This is a genomic window from Microcoleus sp. w1-18aA5 (genome assembly GCF_036701705.1).
In the GTDB taxonomy this organism is placed as follows: Bacteria; Cyanobacteriota; Cyanobacteriia; order Cyanobacteriales; family Microcoleaceae; genus Microcoleus.
Genome location: NZ_JAUPTE010000061.1, coordinates 16,926 through 38,428 on the forward strand (window position 1 = coordinate 16,926; position 21,503 = coordinate 38,428).

Sequence of the window (21,503 nt, forward strand, 5' to 3'; positions counted from 1 at the left end):
GCTTATCTGCTGCCATCAGCGGTAAAAAATCCCTAATTAATGAGTTATCGAACTATGCCAAATCCGTATTTCTGAAATACTATTGTAGCTCGATCGCCCCCCAAAAAGTCAACAAACGCTTTCGCAGCAGCCTGATTGCGGCTGTTTCTGATAACTGCCAGCGGATAAACAATGGGCGAATGCAAATTTTCCGCAGCCGTTAGCCGCACAGTTACTTTGTCTGAGGCTGTGGCGTCAGTCGCATAAACTATACCAGCATCTACGTTACCGCTTTCGACGAATGTCAGCACTTGGCGGACGTTATTTCCTCGCACTAATTTTGGCTGTATTTGCCGCCACAATCCAAGTTTATTTAGCATTTCCTGAGCATATTGGCCCGCAGGTACGCTTTTCGGTTCGCCGATCGCAATTTTCTTGATTCTGGCATCTGTCAACTGTTTGAAATCGCTCAAAGCAACGCCATTTTTAGGAGTAATCAAAACTAGACGATTTGTCAGCAAATTGCGGCGCGTGTCGTTAATTAGCAGGTTAGATTGCTGCAAAGCATCCATTGGGTTGGTGGCGGCGCTGAAAAATACATCTACCGGAGCGCCTTGCTGAATTTGCTGTTCTAGAGCGCCGGAAGCACCAAAATTATAAGTAATAGTAAAATTCGGATTACTGCTTTGATAAACAGTTTGGATTTCCCCTAAAGCTTTCGAGAGACTGATAGCAGCGGATACGTTTAAAGAGGTGCGCTGCTGCGTATCGACTGAGGAAAAGTTCTGAAATAAGTTCCAACTAATTAGCAGTGCTAGCATAACGGCGACTGCGAGAATTAAGTTGGGAATACGTCTACTTTTCAGGTTCACAGAAAATTGCTTTGAATCTTTTTACTCCTTACCAGACTCTGCCTGGTAAAGCAGATGCGGAGGGTGTACCTCGAATTGACCTCCACTCTTTGACGAGGCAGAGCCTCTGGAGATAGGTTCCCAGGCACAGCCAGGGAACCAGTTAATAATTAGTGCCGGAACGTTAATTTTAAATCTGCCTATGCTCGCCATTTGACGGAACAGCCTATTGCCTCTGTAGTTGAAGGCTCAACGGGTTGACTGTTGAGCAATTGGTCGATCGCACTTCGCAGATAAGAAACCTGCACCGCCGCCGAATCGTCAGCGTTGTCGTCAATTAAACCTTTATAGCGCAGTTTGCCGTCTTGGTCTAACAAAAAAACCTCCGGCGTTTTAGAAGCCCCAAAACTTTCAGCCACATCTTGAGCAACATCCCGGATGTAGGGGAAGTTGAGTTGATTGTTGGCAGCAAAAATTTTCATGTTCTCAAAACTGTCGTCGGGATACTGGTTTGCATCATTAGCATTAATCCCGATTAAAGTAACATCTCGATCTTGAAAATCTGCTTGAAGTTCTTTCATACGATTGAGATACAACTGCACGTAAGGGCAATGATTGCACATAAATATCACCGCGATTGCCCGAAATTTTTCTAAATATCGAGCTAAATGGTGAACTTCGTCGTCAACTCCCGGCAGTTCAAAATCGGGAGCGTAGCCGTTAATGGGAGTACCCGTTGTATCGATTAGTAAACTCATGTTTTCAGGAGGTGAAGAGCAGTATTTGCCAGCATGAAAGATGAAACTGTCAGCACGAATAAAATTGGCTGTTGTTTGGCTTTAGCTTAATTCTAGCCTTGCCAACAGCCTATTGTGATTCCTACTTCGCGGTTTATTCCTCGTCTGGCTTTAACCAACCTTGAGCCAGAGCTTGGTATCCAATAAGTTTGTATGCTAATTTGGCGGCGGTAAATTCTGAGACTACAGAATCTACAATAGGTGCTAATTCCATAATGTCACACCCGATTACTTCGTAGGACTCGAAGATGCCACGCAAAAATGCGGTGAGGGAATACCAATTTAACCCGCCCGGTTCGGGTGTTCCCACCCCTGGAATTAAAGTCGGATCGATGCCGTCTAAGTCGATCGTCAAAAATACTCGCTTAGTTGTTATGCTGGCAATTGCCCGATCGGCCCAATCCGGTTGAGTAGCGATTTCGCGAGCTCGAATCACGTTTAGCTGTTTTGCTTTAATCAAGTCTGCTTCTTCCTTGCAGATAGCGCGAATCCCGATTTGCAGTGTGGGCAAGCCCATATCGACAACACGCCGCATCACACAGGCATGGTTGTGAATCGAGCCTTCGTATTCGTGCCGCAAGTCGCCGTGGGCATCGATTTGCACGACTGTGAAAGGTTCATCCGGGTATGCTTGGCGATAACCTTCGACAACGCCGGCAGTGATGCTGTGTTCGCCTCCGAGGGAGATGACAAATTTATTTTCGGTAACTAGCTGGTAGACTGCTGCTTGGGTGACTTGCAGCATTTCTGAGGATGAAACTGGTTGCCTGTTGCGGGTATCGGCGATCGGATCTTTTGTATAAATTCCGACATCGTAGCAAACTTCGGAATCCAATTCTTCGTCGTAGCACTCGAGTTGATGAGAAGCTTCTAGAAGTTTAGCGGGCCCGTTTTCGCACCCCCGGCGGTAAGTGGTGGTAGCTTCGTAGGGAATTGGCAAGATTACTACTTTGGCGGTGTCGTAGTCGGGTACAATTTCTGACCCCAGAAACGGTACGACAGCAGTGGAAACGATCGTTGGCATAAGGGAAATTTTAATACAGCAAAGAAGTCAGCAGGTTTAATCGTGACATAATATCGGCTCTAACTGCAAAGTAGTCAGTTGGCAGTTGGCAGTTGGCAGTTGGCACTTGGCAGTTGGCACTTGGCAGTTGGCAGTTGGCAGTTGGCAGTTGGCAGTTGGCACTTGGCAGTTGGCACTTGGCAGTGTTGACAATGCCCTATGCCCCATGCCCTATGCCCCATGCCCTATGCCCCATGCCCTATGCCCCATGCCCTATGCCCAATCTAAAATCTAAAATCTAAAATCTAAAATCGTATGACATCTTCTACTCCCACTTCGTCAACTGCTGTTGCACCTCAAACTTGGCTGTGGAAAGGCTTTCCGATTTGCTACCAGGCTGCGGGTTCCCAGGGGCCTGCGGTGGTGTTTGTCCACGGTTTTGGTGCGTCTTGGGGCCACTGGCGCAAGAATTTGCCGGCGCTGGCTGCTGATTGTCGCTGTTATGCGATCGACCTCATCGGTTTTGGCGGTTCTGCTAAACCCGCGCCCAAGCTTGAGATTGACTATACTTTTGAAACTTGGGGACAACTAATTGCTGATTTTTGTCGGGAAGTTGCGGGCGGGCCGGCTTTTTTGGTGGGAAATTCGATCGGCTGTGTGGCAATTATGCAAGCTGCAGTGGATTTTCCCGATATTGCTGAGGGCGTAATTTTACTCAATTGTTCCCTACGCTTGCTGCACGATCGCAAACGTGCCGAATTGCCTTGGTATCGCAGTTTTGGAGCGCCAATTGCACAAAAAGTTTTAAATGTCAAGTGGATAAGTCAATTATTTTTTAAACAATTAGCAACGCCAAAAACAGTAAAAAAAGTGCTTTTGCAAGCTTATCACCGTCCTGAAGCTGTCAGCGACGAACTGGTAAATATGCTGCTGGAACCTGCTAAAGACAGGGGCGCCGTCGAAGTATTTGTGGCCTTTATCAGTTATTCTCAAGGGCCGCTACCGGAGGATTTGTTGCCGCGTTTAAGCTGTCCGGCTTTGATTTTGTGGGGTACGGACGACCCTTGGGAGCCGATCGCATTGGGACGAGAATTGGCAAAGTTTCCGGCTGTTGAAAAGTTTATTCCTCTGGAGGGAGTGGGCCATTGTCCCCAGGATGAAGCGCCGGAATTGGTCAATCCTATTTTACTCGATTGGATTAAAGAGCGATCGGTAATTGCAGAAAATTAGTGCATTTGCTCCTTTGGTGCGGGAAGAATTGGTTTGATTGAAGCGCCCAGGCGCGAAGAACACGAAGGAAGAAGTAGGAAGAAGAAATTAGGATACGGCAGTGCCGTGTCCTCAGTATTATAAGGAGTGCAGCCGGAAGTGATATTACACCCCACATTCGGCACCCCCAACTGGCACATACTAGGAAGAGTATTAGATAAATTATAAAAGCCGAACTTACCGAAATATTCACAACCCTTGCCCTGTCAGTGGCTCAAAAATTCCCGATAAATACCGACACATCTCACCTAGACTCAAGCTCATTTTACTCTACGCTGGACATTCCCAATTGTACAATTTATTCATACCGTTTGTATTCAAAGAATTCAATAAGTTTTTAATTTGATATCTGAACGGTTTGCGATAGTAATTTTATTGGCATTCACCTGTAGGCTTGATTATTTCTTGTTGTGAATTAAGTCTAAAATTGATTGGAAAAACTTATTGACATTTAAGTAATGTAGATACAGAAGTGATGCCTCATGGTCATAATGCTGGCGACATATGCTGGGAAGTAATAGTTAGTAATGGTTAGATTTTTGACTTTTTATGGCTGAAGAAGATTTAATTCATGAGCTCATGGCAATTTTTAGGAATTCCTAACTGGGTGATGCGAGCGTTGCACAGATTTTCGGGTGTTTTTACTCACTATTATCTGGGATGATTCACTTTTACCTCCTCAATCCGCGTATGTGCCAGTTGGGGGTGCCGAATGTGGGTTATAAAAACACTTCTTCTCGTTCCTTCCTTCTGCCTCATGCCTCCAAACTCCAATTTCTAGCTTCGCGGCTTTCATTGAGATGCTCCCGAAGGCTTCTATCCGTCTCTTACTTCATTACCTAAAGTAGGGGAATATCCCCCTGCCTGATCGATTTTGATATAGTCGTGCAACCCTTAAAACTTATTGAACTCGCCTTCAGTTAAAATTAACTAAGAAATACCCATAGCTGTTTTAGACATCGTAATTAAATTAGTAGCCAAAATTTTCTGGTGAATTGGAATATCAATAATAAAGATTGCCCCCTGATTAGGAGCTGAAATACAATTGAGCTTGCCCCCGTGTTTATCCACTACAATCTGATGGGAAATGGACAGCCCAATACCAGTACCCTTCCCGATAGGCTTAGTAGTAAAAAATGGCTCAAATAGGTGTTGGCTAATTTCTTCTGTCATCCCCGGCCCGTTATCCGTAAAATGAATTAACACTCGATTAGATTCCGTGACCTCAGTGCGAATAAAAATCTGAGAAGGATTAGCTTTCATTTCACTTAAGGATCGCGTCGTATTATAATCATCTATGGCATCAATCGCATTAGCAACAAGATTCATAAACACCTGGTTAAGCTGACCCGCATAACACTCTACCAGAGGCAGATTGCCGAATTCTTTGACCACCTCAATTGCAGGTCGATCGCCCCTTCCTTTAACACGGTTGTGCAAAATTAACAGAGTGCTATCAATACCCTGGTGAATATCCACCGGTTTCATTTCAGATTCATCCAATCGCGAGAAGATTCGCAGCGACTGAACAATTTCGCGAATCCGGTCAACACCTACCTTCATTGAACTCAGCAATTTAGGTAAGTCTTCAACCAAGAAACCTAATTCTATTTCCTCTATTTTCTGTTCAACTTTTGGTCCTGCATCCGGAAATTCTTGGTGATAAAGATTGACGAGATCAATCAAATTTTGGGTATAATCATCGGCATAAGAAAGATTCCCAAAAATAAAATTAACGGGATTATTTATTTCATGGGCTACACCTGCAACAAGCTGACCTAGACAAGACATTTTTTCACTCTGCACAAGTTTAGTCTGCGTGATTTGCAATTCTCTAAAAGCCTTTTCTAAACATTGAGTTTGGGTTCGCAATAAAGCTTCCGATTGTTGCAATCCTGCCTCTGCTTGCAGACGCTCTTGAATCTCCTGTTGAAGCAATTGATTGGATTGGAAAAGTTCAGCCGTCCTTTCCTCAACTCGCCTTTCCAACTCCGATGCCAGCTTCAAGAGCAAAGATTCCGCTTTAACACGCTGTTCGATTTCTGCTTGCAAGCACACATTTTGCTCTAAGAGTTTCTTCGACAAATTGCGGAGCTTCATGTGGACATTAACACGAGCCAAAACCTCTTCATGCTGAAGAGGCTTAGTGATATAATCGACCGCACCCAGACTCAAACCTTTAACCTTATCCACCGTATCAGCAAGAGCCGTCATAAAAATCACGGGAATGTCTCTCGTTAATTCATTAGCTTTCAAACGGCGACAAGTTTCAAACCCATCTATTCCTGGCATAAGCACATCCAACAGGATCAGATCGGGCGCAGCATATGCGACCTTCTGGAGAGCACTTTGACCATCCCTAGCTACCAATACTTTAAAGCCAAAATCAGCCAAAAAATCGAACAGGACACCTAAATTAGTCGGGGTGTCATCTACGATTAAAATGGTGCTTTGTTCGGCAATTTCACTACTCATTGGTTGTCGTCCTATATTGTTTAATAAACTCTAGGATTTGTTGTTCTTCAAATCCTTTCGCTAACTGGCGCAGATGGGTAGCAAAGGGAACCCATTGCTCATTGAGTTGTTCTAGTTTTGCAGCTCGCTCCGCAATCCCTCGGAGATCGCCCATCATCGCTAGATCGAATAGAACGGCGATTTCCTCATCGGGGGGAGCTACAATTTCAGAACTTAGAGATTTTTTTTCTCCTTCTGCTTTCCTAATCTTTTCCAGATTTTCTTCATAAATCCATTCTAACCCTAAATGAGTACGTAATTTTTCTAAAAGCTCCTCTATCCGTATCGGTTTGGGAATAAAATCATTACAACCTACCTCGACACTTTGTTGTCGATCGAAATCAAAAACGCTGGCCGAAGTAGCAATCACCACTAAATTAGTCTGATCTGATGATTTGCGAATCCGGCGCGTTGCTTCTAAGCCGCTCATTACTGGCATCATCAAGTCCATCAAAATACAGTCGGGATTATACTCCACCACCTTGTTTAAACAGTCCTGACCCTCCGTTGCTTCCAGAATTTCAAATCCTAACGGCTGAAGCATTCCCGCTATGATCGAGCGATTCTGCCACTTGTCGTCAGCTATGAGAATTTTTAGCTTTCGGCCTTTGAAACCAACGATTGTGTGGGCATTGGCTTTGGCTGCATTAGTCGCCCATTCCGATACCTCTGGCAAATCTAAATCGAACCAGAAAATGCTCCCTTGTCCTAATGTACTCTTCACCTTTATTTCACCGCCCATCATCTGGACTAATTGGCGACTAATTGCGAGTCCCAACCCGGTTCCTTCAACCTTCAGGTTGGCTTCTCCTACTTGGTGAAAAGGCAAAAATATGTCTTGCAATTGCTCTGATGCCATACCCACTCCAGTATCTTCCACTTGAAACCGGATTTTGCCATCCTGATATCCTACTTTGAATGCCACGCCACCTTTTTCGGTAAACTTAATCGCATTGCCGAGTAAATTGATTAAAACTTGACGCAAGCGTTTTTCATCACCTTGGACGGCAATAGGTAGTTGGGTAATGGGCTCGTAAATCAGGGAGATTCCCTTTTGTTCTGCCCGAATATTGCAAATTTCAGCCAGACCTTCCAAAAATTGTGAGAAATGGAAATTACTCAAGTGGATTTCCATTTTTCGGGCTTCGATTTTGGAGAGATCTAAAATATCGTTAATTAGGGTTAAGAGGTGTTCGCCACACTGACTAATCACGTTCAGACCATCTTTTTGCTGGTCAGCCAAGTTTTTTTGTCGTTTGAGGATTTGGGTGTAACCCAAAATGCCATTAAGTGGCGTTCGGAGCTCGTGGCTCATATTAGCAAGAAACTCACTCTTGGCAGAGTTGGCGGCCTTCGCTAATTCTTCTGCTTTTTGTAAATCGATATTTTTTTCTTGTAACTGTTGCGTTCTTTCTGCCACCTTCGCTTCTAAAGTAGCATTTGCTCCTTCCAAATCGTTATAAAGACGGGCATTTTCAATTGAAATAGCTGCTTGAGAAGATAAAAGTTGTAAAACTTCTAAACGATCTGGAGTAAAAGCACCAGTTGTGAGATTATTTTCTAAGTAAAGAATGCCAGTAAGTTTTCCTTGATGGACTATGGGAGTACATAATACTGACTTGGGTTTTTGGTTGACGATATAAGTATCCGCCGTGAAGGTTCCTTCACAACTCGCATCGTTTAATACCACATTTTCCTGAGTTCTGGCAACATAGTTAATCAAAGATATGGGTAGTTGCTTAGTGTTTTCCACTGGTATTCTTTGCAGCACTTCTACATCGCCATCTACAGTGCCATAAGCTTCAATGAGTAGATTTCCAGCTTTGTCTAAAATGAAAATGCCACTTTGAGCACCCGCATTCTCGATCGCTATTTTCATCAATTTCGCTAACAAATTAGTCAACACAATTTCGCCAGAGAGAGCTTGAGAGGCTTTGATGACAGTCGCTAAATCTAGTGCGCCACTCGCTGCACTCGTCGAGCTAGTGATCATCGTGACCGGGCTACCTTGACTTTCTGGCTTGGCTATCCGGGAAAGTATTTGAGGATATCTGGCTTCTAAATCTTTGACTATAGCTTTCGCTCCCCAGCGACTATATCCGTAGCGAGCATCGGTTAAATAAATCCGAGCAATTTTATATTTAGAACGGGAAAAATAAAAGTCTCCTGCTAATTCGTTGGCTAATGCTTCTTCTTGGATATATCCCTGTTCTTTGGCTCCTGCTATGGCGCGATCGTAATAATCGCTGGCTTCTAAAGGTTGTCCCAAAATCCGCGCTTTTTCTGCTTCTACTAACTCATACTTGTGCTGAAAATTGCACGGCGCATGGAACGCCCAAGTCTTCATTCTTCCTTGGTTAGCTGCTACTACACTTAGATATTTTTCTTTATCTTTTTGCGAGGCTTTTGGATAAAGTGCTAGGAGGGAAAGAGAATGGTAAAAGTTGTCGATACTCATGTGGATTAATCCGGCACCCATGCTGGCATATTTTAATGCTAAATGAGCAATTACCACTGTTTGATCAAACTCTTTAAATAAATAAGATAGCATCATTTTACCGGCATAATAGGCATAGAGCAAAGTCCCATTATTAGAAGCTATAATTCCCGGCAGTAGTTCTTCTTCATTAAAGCTTGCGCCTAGTAAATGGTATTTGTCTGAGTTTTTGTCCAGTAAATTGTCAACTATTTGCTGGTGAACTTTCACAAACAAAGTATCATATTCTTGTTTGAGCTGAATGGTCATACAAACATACTTTGCCTGTTCTAGCTCAATTTTTTGTAGCTCTCCCCCGCTAAAAAGTAAGTGATTGCAATAATTTGCTATACTGTGACAAGCATATTCTATATCTCCCGTTTCTATACCACTTTGAATTGCATCAACCAAAGATTCTAGGGTGGCATTAAGCGGATCTTTCCAAAACCTTGCTAGACAATTAAATATACAAACTATTTTTGATTTAAGGGTAATAGCGTTAAATTTTTCTAGTAAATAAATAGCTAAGTTGCCAAATCGATATCCAGAATCTATGTCTCCTAATCCTCCACAGAGTAGCACTCCATACCAAACATAAGCAAAAGCCGATTCAGGCGAATTCCCATACTTAATAGACAAGGCTATTTTTGTATAAAGAATTCGCGGAAACATCGCCGGATTTACAATAAAAGCTGGTGTTATAATAAGATTTAATATTCGCATAGCCGCGACTTTATCGGGAGCTGTCATTGTCGGCAAGTTTGCTAAATCATCAACTATCAGTTCTTGAGGTGGTTCTGGCTCTAAGCTAATCCCGAACATTTCCAGAACGACGAGTCCATTATCTATAGCTGATATTCTCCGATTTTGAGACATCTCTAATTGAATTATAAGTTCGTAGACCTTGCCTCTTTCCAAAAGAGTTTTCGATTGTTTCAGTGTCGTCTTAGATAAGTGTTCCGCTCGCTCATAATTAGTGTTTATATATTCAGTTTCTGCTGCTTCCAGATGGAGGTTAAACGTCAGATTATATTGACTCTCCCAGCTATTCTCCGGGAGTAGTCCTAAACCTACATTCAAATATTTGACAGCCGACTCATAAGCTGTGGCAGTTTTGGCTTTCTGTCCCGCGATCAGATTGAGTTCTGCCAACTCATATCTTTCCAACTCCAAAGTAATTAAATCCGTTCCATAATTTAGTTGGTTAACCAGCGCAAAGATATTTTCTTTTCGTTCTTCAGGGGTTGTGGAATTCAGCAGTAGCTGACCAATTTTTCGGTGAGTTTCTTTTTTCTGCTCGTCGGGTATCAGAGAATAAGATGCCTGTTGCACTCGGTCATGCAAAAACTTGTAGGTGACATTAAACTGATCCGTTGAGTCTTCTGTAGATATTTCCGAGTCAAATAGCAGGGGGATTTTGTAGGAATTATTTAGTGGTATAACGAAACCAGCTTGTAGCGCTTCCCATAAATCCCTTGCCGTCTCTGACTGAGATTTTTTATTAGCAATTGCCACAACTTCTAAACTAAATTTATCTCCTATACAAGCAGCTAATTTTAAGACATTCTGCGTCGGGGACGATAGCTTTTGAATTTGGCTGACCATCAATTCGACAACATTATCGCTGATATCAATGCTTTGAAGCAGTTGGATATCCCACTGCCAACAAACTTGATTGAAATCAAAGGATAGGAGTTTGTCTTGATAAAGAGACTTGAGCAGTTGAGTTAAGAAGAAGGGATTCCCCTGGGTTTTCTGAAAAACTAACTCAGCCAGGGTCAAAACTTGGGAAATTTGACTGCGAAGGGTTTCACTCACTAATTGGTTGACATGAGATATATCCAAAGGTTGGAGGATAATATTATTTACTATCGCCCTGGTATTTTGAATTTGCTCTAAAGTATAAATTAAGGGATGAGTGGCACTGACTTCATTATCCCGATAAGCCCCAATTAATAGCAGATATTTACTATCTGGATCGGTCATAATTAGCTGGATAAGCTTGAGGGAAGCCGAATCTGCCCACTGCAAGTCATCCAAAAATATAACTAGGGGGTGTTCGGCTTTACTAAACACCTGTATAAATTTTTGAAACACTCGATTAAATCGGTTTTGAGATTCAGTGGGTCCCAAAGTCGGAACCGCAGGCTGTGGATCAATAATCTTTTCTACTTCGGGAATAACCTCAATAATAATTTGCCCATTGGTACCAAGTGTTTCGAGAATTTTAGCTTTCCAAATTGCTATTTTATCCGAATTTTCAGTCAGCAGTTGCCGCATCAATCCTTGAAATGCTTGAATTAAAGAAGCATAAGGAATATTCCGCTTAAATTGGTCAAATTTACCCGAAATAAAATACCCTCGTGCTCCGACTATAGGTTTATCAACTTCGTTAACTAAGGAAGATTTGCCGATACCTGAATAACCGGAAACTAACATCATTTCCGTTGTACCATTACTGACGCGAGCGAAGGCTTCTAGCAAACTAGCAACTTCTATTTCCCGTCCATAGAGTTTTTGCGGAATCAGAAACTGGCTGTAGGAATCTAGTTGACCTATAATAAAGTGGGAAATCTCTCCAGAAGAAAGCATCTGCTGGCAGGTTTCCAAGTCAATTTTTATTCCGAAAGCACTTTGATATCTATCTTCAGCAGTTTTAGATAATAATTTCATTACAATTTCAGAAACTGCATCCGGGATTTCTGGATTCAGCTTTTTAGGTGCTATTGGTGCTTTAGCTATATGGCAATGAACGAATTCCAGGGGGTCTTTTGCGGAAAAAGGTAGCTTACCCGTCAGCATTTCATAAAATGTAATACCGAGAGAGTAAAAGTCGGTGCGGTAGTCAACTGAGCGGTTCATTCTGCCAGTTTGTTCCGGCGACATATAAGCAAGAGTTCCTTCTAATACGTTGGGATTGGTGACGGTTGGATTTTCTCGCTCTAAGAGAGAAGCAATGCTAAAATCAATGATTTTTACTTCGTTTGTATCTGGGTTAATTAATATATTTTGGGGTTTAATGTCTTTATGGATAACATTACTCTGATGGATGTCTCCAAGAGTTGTTGCCAACTGAATTCCGATTTTTATAAATGCGTCTATCGCCAAGGATTGATTGTTAAGAAAATCTTTTAAAGATTGACCGCTAAAATTTTCTACTATCAGTGCTAAACTGTTATGATAGTTTTCTAAGGCTATGGGCTTAACTATTCCTTCACTGTCTAAATGTCTGAGGATTTTATGTTCGTGTCTTAAGCGGGAAATTTCTTCGATTGTCGGATACTCAGCTTTGAAGGTTTTGATAATTGCTGAGGTTCCATCAATATCTTTGGTGCCGCGATAAATAATAGTATTGACACTTTCGTAAATGGCTTCACTGAGGTTGTAACCGAAAATAGTAATACTCATGTCCGTAATTTCACTAATAAAAAATTGAACTGCAGGCGGTATTTTAGTAAAGATACTGATATTTATGACAGAACCGAATTAAAAAAACTATTTTCTATGCACTTTAAAAAAGTATAATCTAAGCTTTTTGAATAATATTTAAATTTTAACAAATCTCAATATGCTTGTTTGGTACTTAATATATATGCGAAAATCTTTAAACTTTATTAAGTATTTAAGTAAACTCATGAAAAAATTAACGACAAAACTGCTGAATCTACCGGGTGTGATAGTAGAGGATAGCTGGGACACTGAAGAGAGGATTATTTTATCGGTTAGAGTAATAAAAAGAAAAGTAGTTAGCTCAGTATGTAGTGCAACCAATTATTGTCTTTATCAAAATAAGGTAGTCTTGCATGGTCAGCACTACCTTATTTTAACAGGAAGAAATGGCTGTACTTGCTTGGAATTACCGCTTTTTGTTATTTTGGTTAAAACTCAACTAACTTTTTATGAAATCAACTACTAGGGCGCTGAAAGAATGGGATGTAGCAGTTAATGCTTTGGAACAAGGTCAAACGATTGTGCTGTTGCGGAAGGGGGGAATTCGCGAGCAAGCAGGACAGTTTAATGTCACTGACAAACAGGTTTTGCTGTATCCAACTTTTGAACACCAACAGCCGGGTTTATTAAAGCCGGAGTTTGCACATCAAGTCAAGACTGTCGAATCTGGTTGGCATCCTGAAGTTATTAGAATTGGCAGTTGGGCGGAGATTACTGATGTTTTTTTGGTAGCTTGGGAACCGGCAATTACTGCGCTATTTCCTTACCATATTTGGAATGAAAGTTTTGTCAGCGATCGCCTAAAATGGAAACAAGCTCAGCCAATTTATATTTTATTGCTGCGGGCTTATCGCCTTGCAGAAAGCCGCGAAATTCCATACCTTCCTGAATACGGCGGTTGCCGTTCTTGGATCGATTTAGCCGATGCTATTTCGATCGAGGGAAGCCAAGCTGTTTTGAGCGATCGCGAGTACATGGAACGCTCCAATGAAATCCGCAATCTGATAGCAAATCCTGCGAATGCTTCGGGTTCGCAGATAGTGACAACGCTGACGGAAGGTAGCCAGGATTCTAGTCCTCATTAATAGTTTTTAATGTACTTTTCGAGAGGCGCGCTTCTACCAAACCCAGCCCAAAATCCGCAGCTAAGGCCATTAAAGCCGCCGGAATTGCCCCAGCCAAAAGTAACTGATTGTTGACGGTAGCAACGCCACGAAAAATAAACACCCCCAAGCCACCCGCGCCAATTGCAGCGGCGATTGTAGCGAGTCCGATCGCAATTACAGCAGCAACTCGCACGCCCGCCAGAATCACGCCCAGCGCCAGGGGAATTTCCACTTGCCATAACAGTTGCATATCAGTCATCCCCATGCCTCTTCCTGCTTCCGTAATCGCTGGATCGACGCCGACAATACCAGTATAAGTATTGCGGATAATGGGCAATAAAGAATACAGAGTGAGGGCGATAATTGCCGTGCGATCGCCTATTCCACCCACTACTGGTACCGGGATTAGCAAGCCAAACAAAGCTAAACTGGGAATTGTTTGCATAATATTAGCAAATCCCAAAATGGACTTTTTCAATTTGGGTTTTCTCGTGGCTAAAATCCCCAGAGGAATCCCCACAATAATAGCGATAAAAATTGCAACAGTTACTAAATATAAGTGTTCACTTGCGTGCTTAATTATCTCAGCGCCATAGCGGTTGATAAAAATTATCATTGGGTAATTGGTTATTGCTGATTGCTGTTAACGTTATAAATCATTTTCTATTTCAGGACTTGGTGCACCAGGATAGAAGTGAAAGTCCAGAATTTCCTCTAAGCTGTAAAGGCAATTTTGAGGAAATGTTTTGAGAGGTAAATCGGTTTCTCCTACTGCCAAATCTCTACCGTTTTGATAAGCTTCTTGGAAAGCTTCTTGCAAGTAAGGTTTCAGACTGGGGTTATCTTGTATCAGTCTCTGAGTGTCCCGCCGCTGCACTCGAATTGTAGACAGCCAGCTACGACTCCGCTGCTGGGGCTGATATTGCCACTTCAGCAAATGTCCCAGCAAAATGCTCAAACGATTTCTAAGTTCTTGACGTTCCTGTTTGCCCAAAGATTCAATCTCCTCAATTAAATTTGGCAAGTCAAGTTGACTCCACTGACACTTGCGAAGTAACTTGGCTTGTTCTTGTGTCCAAGCATAGAAGTCTGTCTCGTAAAGACTGTGCATCGTTTGATTATCAGCTTAGTTACTAAAACTATATTATCAAATTTTTGCTAAATCATTCAAATTTAGCTACTTGCAAACATTCAAGAAATGCCCCAGCTTCTGGATGCTGAGATTTGAGAAAATCATCGGGCGGTCCCAATTCAACTAACCGTCCGTCTTGCATCAAACCAATTCTAGAAGCTAACAAAAAAGCTTCTTGAATGCCGTGAGTCACAAAAATCACAGTTTTGCCGAGTTGCTGCTGCAATTGACCGAATTCCCGCTGTAATTCCAGACGAGTAATCGGGTCTAAAGCACCAAACGGTTCATCCATTAACAATATCGGAGGGTCAGCGGCCAGTGCTCTGGCGACGCCTACCCGCTGCCGCTGTCCGCCAGATAACTGATGGGGATAGCGTTTGGCGAAGTGCTGGGGGTCTAGGTTGACTAATTCTAACAGTTGGCGGACGCGAGATTGAATACGATCGCCCTCCCAACCTTCCAATTTCGGCACTAAACCGACGTTTTGCTCGACGGTAAAATGGGGAAACAAACCAATTTCTTGAATCACATAACCAATGTTTCGGCGCAGTTGAATTGGGTTCCACTGAGTTGTCGGTTTTCCCATGACAAGAACTTCGCCGCTGCTTGGCGTTAGTAAATTGTTAATCAATTTCATGGTAGTAGTTTTGCCACTCCCGCTGCGTCCCAGCAATACTAAAACTTCACCTTGCAGCACTTTGAAATTGAGTTTTTCTACTAAATGCCTGCGGTTAAGGCGATATGTCACGTCGAGGCATTCGACAGCAACTTCATTATTAAGAGGCATGATTAGTTCCGGTGATTTGGGTTTTCAGGAATTTTAGAACTTACAGACAAGGGGCTATAAACCCGGTTTTTTTCTTAGATAATTTGCTGCTTAACCCAAGATTTGTCAGAGAAACCGGGTTTATGAGCGTAAGTCCTAAAATTCAAATCAGCGAGCATCGGGGGACAATTCCCAATTTTAAAATCTAAAATCTAAAATCGACTTGATTTTGCCATTCTAGCAGTAATGCTCGACACTGGAGGCAAGTTAATTTTTTAAGCAAGTCGCGAATTCCGTCTGGGGTGACAGGATATTCAGCACCGATCAGTTCGGGGTTTACTATTGCTGTCGGATGCAATTCTGCAACAAAACCGTAGAGTTTTTGATTGGAGAATGAACTGTTTATTGCCCAGCCGACGGTGTTGATCGGTTCGATGCGGGCGATCGCACTTTCTGTCACGCCTAGTTCCCTCTGAATTATAGGTGGAACTGCTTCTGCTGGCGTCGCTTCGGCTGGTACGCGACCGCCGGGAAAATCCAGGGTTGCGGATGCCACGCCGGGGCGATACATCGGTGAGGGAAACACAAATTTTTCAGCTTTAATTGTCAAGATTACAACTGAATCTGCTCTTTCTACTCGCCAATATTCTACTGTTTTTCCTTCGGTTGTTTCGAGATGTTCGGCGATTAGTTTTACCCAATGAGACTTGATTTCTACAAAGCGATCTAGAGTTTTCCACTGGGATTTGGCAGTTGGGTTCATGTGGGAATTTTTGAAATAAATCATATCAATTCCGGTTGCACCGGAATGATGTTGACTGTTGACTGTTGACTGTTGACTGTGAATCGAACAACTGAAAATTGCGCCGAGATAGGTGGCGACTTGTAACAATCCTTCATGAATTGCCCTCTAATTTATCATTCCGATGCAGCCGGAAACGATATCAGGTGTTGTTTGTTATGGTAGGCGATCGTTGCCGAACCCAACAATAAAAGATCGACCTTTTCAGCTTTGAGCCCGTTTTTTCCTCTCGATTGTAAATTTTTGCTACAACGTTACACATTCGCCTATATAATTCGGTAACATAGACTACATAATCAAAATTTATCTGCGCCTTCGCTCTGGGTTGTTTCAACCGCGCCCTGGTGCAGACTCTTAGCTAGACAGGAGTAGTTATGCAACTGCAAACAGATATTCGTACTTGGCAATCCCAACCAACCCCCGGAAGCTTCGCTAGTGTCCGCGACTGGGAAAGATTTGGCTGCGCCGTACCTGCACCAAAATTGACTCCTTCTATGTGGGTTAAATTGTTCAATCCGCCAACCGCATTCAGCTTTGACGAAGCGTGGCTGTTGTGTGAATGTTCGGAAGAACAGTGGCTAGCTTGGATTCCTGATTATGGCGAAATTTTACTGAGTACACATGAATTTTGCGCTACTAAATCGTGAATTACGCAGACAAACTTTCATAAACCAGGTGTTAAAATCCATATTCTTAGGGTTTCACGGGATTTTTGGGAAAAAAGCTGGTTTCTGCGTAATTATCTCGTTTGCAGTGAGGAATGCAAGTCCTTAAACTTTGATAAAGACTTGCATTCCTCACTACAAACCTCTTATATGATGTCGTTTCAGCCGATCATAGAAGTCCTAATAGATATTAATTGCAATTTCGCCAACAAAAAGAGCAATAGGTTTTCTATTGCTCTTTTTGTTCAAAAACACTCTCTAGTTTTTATCTTTAAGATAGCGGAAGTTATATCAACTGGCTTCGATTGACCCCAATATCGCTGCGGTGACGGGTTTACTGTATCGATGCTTGCATGGGAGATATTGGTGAACCCGCCCTTACAGCAATTACGGTCAATTTAGCCGCCGTGATATTGCTGGCTTATTTGCAAACTGCACGGTTATTTGCGTTTCTGACAATCGTGCCTACTCTACCATTAATCTGAATCGGGTTCTTAGTGCTGGCTCGAATCAAGAGTGGTTGTTTGGCCAGACATTCTCTGATTGATGTTGCCCAGGCGGTGAGAGCTCCGGTGTATTCTGTACGACCCGCTGGGGCACGAAACTGATCGGTAATTAGGAAATCCGAGGTGATGCTAGTGTCAGTACCAACATTGGTAATAATGGGAAAGTCAAAGGCTCTGGGCAAGGTTCTGTCCTGGATTCTGCCCGGTACCAACTGGTAATTCTTAGAGCCACCCTTGTAGTCAATACCTGCTTGAGGGCTTGTAGGAGGGCTTGTTTGAGCCAAGGCGGAAACAGGCAAGCTTGCTACCAAAACGGTGCAGCAACTCCAAAATAATTTCGATTTCATCTGATTCATCTCCTCAACTTTATGACGATTAGCACTAATTTAGGTATGCTCAAAAGACACTAGCTTTTATTGAGAAAGCGCCTGATGATATTGAGCTTTTGAGTTTGAGTTCAACTTACCTAATTTATTACCAAACATCTTCAAAAATGTTAAAACTGGTTGGCATGACAAACTGTAAAAGAGTTTCAGTTGAGTTAGACATTTACACATCTGAAGTTGTTACAGCATTGGGGAGTCGGTTTTACCAGAATGATTCATTTTTGAGCGATGTCATTGGAACTTTATCAAATTTTGTCTCAGATATCAAGTTTTGCCGATCGCGTATCACGTTTTAACACTGGTTTGTGGCTCGATCGAGCTTTGAGTGTGGCGCGCTATACCAGGGCGAGAAAGATGCTAGAGTGCACCAATGGCCGTTTGAGTATTTTCAGGCGACAATAGACAGAGAAGGGGCTTGAAAATAGGTGATTTTAGTGGAAGACAGTAAATTTATCGACGTATCGGACATTATGGGTGTTCCCGCGGCTCCGGCGGGTTACAAATCGGGCTTTGTGGGTATTGTCGGACGCCCGAATGTCGGAAAATCAACGCTGATGAATCAGTTGGTGGGGCAGAAAATTGCGATTACTTCGCCGGTGTCTCAGACGACACGTAACAGGCTGCGGGGCATCCTAACGACACCGGAAGCACAAATTATTTTTGTAGATACTCCCGGAATTCACAAGCCGCACCACCAATTGGGCAAGGTTTTGGTGCAGAATGCCCGCACAGCGATTCAGTCGGTGGATGTGGTGCTGTTTGTGGTGGATGGTTCCGTGGAATCGGGAGGGGGCGATCGATATATTATCGAAATTCTCAGCAATTGCAAAGTTCCGGTGATTTTGGGGATGAATAAGTTGGACGAACAACCGGAGGATTCCGTGTTGATCGATCGAACTTACGAGCAAATTGTCAATCCTGAGTGGCCAGTGGTGAAATTTTCCGCTCTCACGGGCGAGGGTGTCGAGCCGCTGCAACAATTGTTAATCGAACATTTGGAGGCTGGGCCTTACTATTATCCGCCAGATTTGGTGACTGACCAGCCGGAACGCTTTATTATGGGCGAATTGATTCGGGAACAGATTTTGCTGCTGACGCGGGAAGAAGTGCCGCATTCCGTAGCAATTGCGATCGACATAGTTCAAGAAGAAGCAAAAATAACTCGCATTCTGGCGACAATTCACGTCGAACGGGATTCCCAAAAAGGCATTTTAATCGGTAAAAGCGGCAGTATGCTCAAGTCGATCGGCAGTGCGGCCCGCGAACAGATTCAAAAGTTAATTGAAGGCAAAGTATATTTGGAGTTATTTGTCAAGGTACAGCCGAAGTGGCGGCAGTCCCGCACTCGTTTGGCGGAATTGGGCTATCGGGTGGAAGAGTGAAACTTTGGCAGTTGGCAGTTGGGGTTCTTCCGTTCTTTAGACCTCTTGCAAAAAATCCTTTTCATCAATTGATGGGACGGAGAGCCCGTCCTAATTATTTTTGCAAGAGGTTTTTTGAATCAAGAATCGAGCACGAATTTCGCTCATAGAGAGTTTCATCGGGTACCGAGAGTCGGTACAAACCCCCGCTTAACAACTAGAACGCCTTTCCAATAACAGTACAGTAAACTGAGAGCAGCCCCATTCGCCCCAGTTGACCTATGCCACGTTGGTTCAATACTGCTGGCCCATGCCAAGAAGACATTCATTACGCACTGTCGCCCACGGTACGCTTACCAAACTTAGAACGGTTAATCGCTCAACGCAACTATTTCGTCATCCATGCACCCCGGCAAGTGGGAAAAACCACTGCTATGCTAGCGTTAGCTAAACAACTCACCGAAAGCGGACAATACACCGCCGTGATGCTGTCGGTAGAAGTCGGCGCACCCTTCAGTCAAGACATTGCTGGTGCAGAAGAGGCTATTTTGGGGGCTTGGCGACGGGCGATTTCGATTCGACTTCCCCCAGAATTGCAGCCGCCTGCTTGGCCCTCGTCGGAACCGGGACAGCAAATCGGCCATGTACTCAGCCTGTGGGCACAATCTTCTCCTCGTCCTTTGGTCATTTTCATCGATGAAATTGACGCATTGCAAGACCAAGCGTTGATTTCTATTCTGCGACAACTGCGCGATGGTTATCCCAATCGCCCGAAAGCGTTTCCGCAATCGGTGGGTTTAATTGGTTTGCGGGATGTTCGCGATTACAAAGTGGCTGCGGGGGGAAGCGATCGACTCAATACATCCAGTCCGTTTAATATTAAAGTGCGATCGATTACTCTGAGAGATTTTAATGCAGAAGAAGTCGCCGAACTCTACGCGCAACATACCCAAGATACCGGACAAGTTTTTACACCTGAAGCCGTAGCCTTAGCTTTTGAACTGACTCAGGGACAACCTTGGTTAGTGAATGCTTTAGCTAAAGAAATCGTAGAAGAATTAGTTACAGATGAATCTATAAAAATAACATCAGAACATATTTGGGCAGCCAAAGAAATTTTAATCAAACGACAAGATACGCATTTAGATAGCTTGGCAGAACGACTGCGAGAAAACCGAGTTAAAGCCATTATTGAGCCGATGCTAGCCGGACGAGAATTGCCAGAATCTTCTAGTGACGATCGCCAATATCTCGTAGATTTGGGCTTGCTCAAACGAGATCCAGCCGGGGGTTTAGTCATCGCCAATCCGATTTATCGAGAAGTGTTGCCGCGAGTTTTGGCGCAAGGGCCGCAAGATAGTTTACCGATTATCAGTCCGAGTTGGTTGAACGATCGCGGCGAACTGATAACCGAGGCACTTCTGCAAGCGTTTCTCGCCTTTTGGCTACAGCATGGCGAACCGTTACTCAAAAGTGCGTCTTATCCCGAAATTGCACCGCATTTAGTGTTGATGGCGTTTCTGCATCGCGTGATTAATGGTGGGGGAACATTGGAGCGGGAATATGCGATCGGACGCGACAGAATGGATTTATGTTTGCGTTATGGTGAGGTAACATTGGGAATTGAACTGAAGGTTTGGCGAACTCGGAAAGTCGTTAGCGCAGCGACTCCGCAGGAGTATCCGTTGAGTAAAGGGTTGGAACAGTTAGATGGATATTTGGCTCGATTGGGACAAGATGAAGGGTGGTTGGTGATATTCGATCGCAGAGATAATGCACCGGAGTTAGAAGAACGACTGAAAACTGAAATTCAGACTACCCCGATGGGTCGGTTAATTACAGTGATTCGTGCGTGAAGAAGTTGTGATGAATGTTTCGATTTTCAGTGCGACGGCTTAAGTGATTGAGTCGAATCGTGCGGCGAACTCGATCGAGGAAAGGAGATGCGATGGCTAGCAAGAACGGGTTGACCTACATCATCAAGCTGCGGTATTATTCGATTATATCCAGTATTGTACCGCAACTGCGATACAATTATAAGTTAGGCAACTTCATCTCTTAAACCCATCGCAGTCAAAACCTTGAGGTTTCCTTGCAGCACAATTACGGGTTTCGAGATGAGGGTGACTGGATTCCTGTAAAGCTTCCTTGCCTGATTTCAATGTTTAGACACTGGTTAGGGTCTATACTCCGATCGGACAATACTTTTTGGCGGTGCTAGCGATCGCCCAGTACGAGAAATAAATGGCAAACGGACAAAACGGGCAAAACGGACAAAAGAAAAAATTAGAAACTCAACTCTGGAATATTGCCGACTCGCTACGGGGCAAGATGAATGCTGATGAGTTTCGGGATTATTGCTTAGGAATGAAAAATAAATAACTTAATGAATTACTCAGGTTGGGGTACGGCTCGATAATTCCATTTGGGCAAATATTCG

18 protein-coding genes are annotated in these 21,503 nt (G+C 43.4%); 8 read left to right on the forward strand and 10 right to left on the reverse strand.

Translation table 11 applies throughout. The annotated features are described in order from the left end of the window. Nucleotides 1–44: 44 nt before the first annotated feature. The 3 genes from modA to speB form a co-directional block, all read right to left on the reverse strand. Nucleotides 45–851: a molybdate ABC transporter substrate-binding protein gene (modA, locus tag Q5691_RS20030; protein ID WP_333346565.1), complete on the reverse strand. Its 807-nt coding sequence runs from the start codon at nucleotides 849–851 to the stop codon at nucleotides 45–47. 179 nt (nucleotides 852–1,030) lie between these two features. Then, a complete protein-coding gene (locus Q5691_RS20035) occupies nucleotides 1,031–1,588 on the reverse strand; it encodes a thioredoxin family protein (protein WP_333346569.1) in 558 nt (185 codons plus the stop codon). Nucleotides 1,589–1,721: 133 nt separating this feature from the next. Further along, the gene (gene speB, locus Q5691_RS20040) at nucleotides 1,722–2,651 is read right to left on the reverse strand and encodes an agmatinase (RefSeq protein ID WP_333346571.1); all 930 of its coding nucleotides are present in this window, start codon (nucleotides 2,649–2,651) and stop codon (nucleotides 1,722–1,724) included. A 294-nt stretch (nucleotides 2,652–2,945) separates the two neighbouring features. On the opposite strand from speB, the gene Q5691_RS20045 reads away from it, so the two are divergent. Then, nucleotides 2,946–3,860, forward strand: coding sequence for an alpha/beta fold hydrolase (locus tag Q5691_RS20045; RefSeq protein ID WP_333308369.1), 915 nt, complete (start codon nucleotides 2,946–2,948; stop codon nucleotides 3,858–3,860). A gap of 969 nt (nucleotides 3,861–4,829) precedes the next feature. Here Q5691_RS20045 and Q5691_RS20050 read toward each other — a convergent pair. Next, nucleotides 4,830–6,374 (reverse strand): response regulator, encoded by a 1,545-nt coding sequence (locus Q5691_RS20050; protein WP_333308373.1) that lies wholly within the window; start codon nucleotides 6,372–6,374, stop codon nucleotides 4,830–4,832. Then, nucleotides 6,367–12,297 (reverse strand): AAA family ATPase, encoded by a 5,931-nt coding sequence (locus Q5691_RS20055; RefSeq protein WP_333346574.1) that lies wholly within the window; start codon nucleotides 12,295–12,297, stop codon nucleotides 6,367–6,369. Before Q5691_RS20055 ends, Q5691_RS20050 begins: the two co-directional genes overlap by 8 nt. A 226-nt stretch (nucleotides 12,298–12,523) precedes the next feature. Between Q5691_RS20055 and Q5691_RS20060 the strand changes: the two genes are divergently transcribed. After that, nucleotides 12,524–12,805 (forward strand): hypothetical protein, encoded by a 282-nt coding sequence (locus Q5691_RS20060; protein ID WP_333346576.1) that lies wholly within the window; start codon nucleotides 12,524–12,526, stop codon nucleotides 12,803–12,805. Continuing rightward, nucleotides 12,789–13,424: a DUF1802 family protein gene (locus tag Q5691_RS20065; RefSeq protein ID WP_333209021.1), complete on the forward strand. Its 636-nt coding sequence runs from the start codon at nucleotides 12,789–12,791 to the stop codon at nucleotides 13,422–13,424. The genes Q5691_RS20060 and Q5691_RS20065 overlap by 17 nt, the downstream gene beginning before the upstream one ends. Here the strand turns inward: Q5691_RS20065 and Q5691_RS20070 are convergent. The 4 genes from Q5691_RS20070 to Q5691_RS20085 form a co-directional block, all read right to left on the reverse strand. Beyond that, nucleotides 13,411–14,061: an ABC transporter permease gene (locus Q5691_RS20070; RefSeq protein WP_333209022.1), complete on the reverse strand. Its 651-nt coding sequence runs from the start codon at nucleotides 14,059–14,061 to the stop codon at nucleotides 13,411–13,413. The genes Q5691_RS20065 and Q5691_RS20070 overlap by 14 nt on opposite strands. A gap of 33 nt (nucleotides 14,062–14,094) precedes the next feature. Then, complete coding sequence (locus tag Q5691_RS20075) at nucleotides 14,095–14,556, reverse strand: DUF29 domain-containing protein (RefSeq protein WP_333346580.1); 462 nt, start codon at nucleotides 14,554–14,556, stop codon at nucleotides 14,095–14,097. Between the two features lie 52 nt (nucleotides 14,557–14,608). Beyond that, nucleotides 14,609–15,364 (reverse strand): ATP-binding cassette domain-containing protein, encoded by a 756-nt coding sequence (locus Q5691_RS20080; protein ID WP_333346583.1) that lies wholly within the window; start codon nucleotides 15,362–15,364, stop codon nucleotides 14,609–14,611. Nucleotides 15,365–15,548: 184 nt separating this feature from the next. After that, nucleotides 15,549–16,235: an NUDIX hydrolase gene (locus tag Q5691_RS20085; protein WP_333209028.1), complete on the reverse strand. Its 687-nt coding sequence runs from the start codon at nucleotides 16,233–16,235 to the stop codon at nucleotides 15,549–15,551. A gap of 284 nt (nucleotides 16,236–16,519) precedes the next feature. Between Q5691_RS20085 and Q5691_RS20090 the strand changes: the two genes are divergently transcribed. Next, complete coding sequence (locus Q5691_RS20090) at nucleotides 16,520–16,792, forward strand: hypothetical protein (protein WP_333209030.1); 273 nt, start codon at nucleotides 16,520–16,522, stop codon at nucleotides 16,790–16,792. A gap of 439 nt (nucleotides 16,793–17,231) precedes the next feature. Here the strand turns inward: Q5691_RS20090 and Q5691_RS20095 are convergent, their stop codons facing one another. Beyond that, nucleotides 17,232–17,663, reverse strand: a complete 432-nt coding sequence (locus Q5691_RS20095) for a hypothetical protein (RefSeq protein ID WP_333209032.1) — start codon at nucleotides 17,661–17,663, stop codon at nucleotides 17,232–17,234. 267 nt (nucleotides 17,664–17,930) lie between these two features. Between Q5691_RS20095 and Q5691_RS20100 the strand changes: the two genes are divergently transcribed. The 4 genes from Q5691_RS20100 to Q5691_RS20115 all read left to right on the forward strand — a co-directional run bounded on the left by Q5691_RS20100 (nucleotide 17,931) and on the right by Q5691_RS20115 (nucleotide 21,445). Next, nucleotides 17,931–18,104, forward strand: a complete 174-nt coding sequence (locus Q5691_RS20100) for a hypothetical protein (RefSeq protein ID WP_333209034.1) — start codon at nucleotides 17,931–17,933, stop codon at nucleotides 18,102–18,104. 68 nt (nucleotides 18,105–18,172) lie between these two features. Next, entirely contained in the window at nucleotides 18,173–19,084 is a 912-nt protein-coding gene (era, locus tag Q5691_RS20105; protein ID WP_333209153.1) for a GTPase Era, read from the forward strand. 260 nt (nucleotides 19,085–19,344) lie between these two features. Further along, nucleotides 19,345–20,919, forward strand: a complete 1,575-nt coding sequence (locus Q5691_RS20110; RefSeq protein WP_333209035.1) for an AAA family ATPase — start codon at nucleotides 19,345–19,347, stop codon at nucleotides 20,917–20,919. A gap of 388 nt (nucleotides 20,920–21,307) precedes the next feature. After that, complete coding sequence (locus Q5691_RS20115; protein WP_333346587.1) at nucleotides 21,308–21,445, forward strand: type I restriction-modification system subunit M N-terminal domain-containing protein; 138 nt, start codon at nucleotides 21,308–21,310, stop codon at nucleotides 21,443–21,445. Nucleotides 21,446–21,503: the final 58 nt, after the last annotated feature.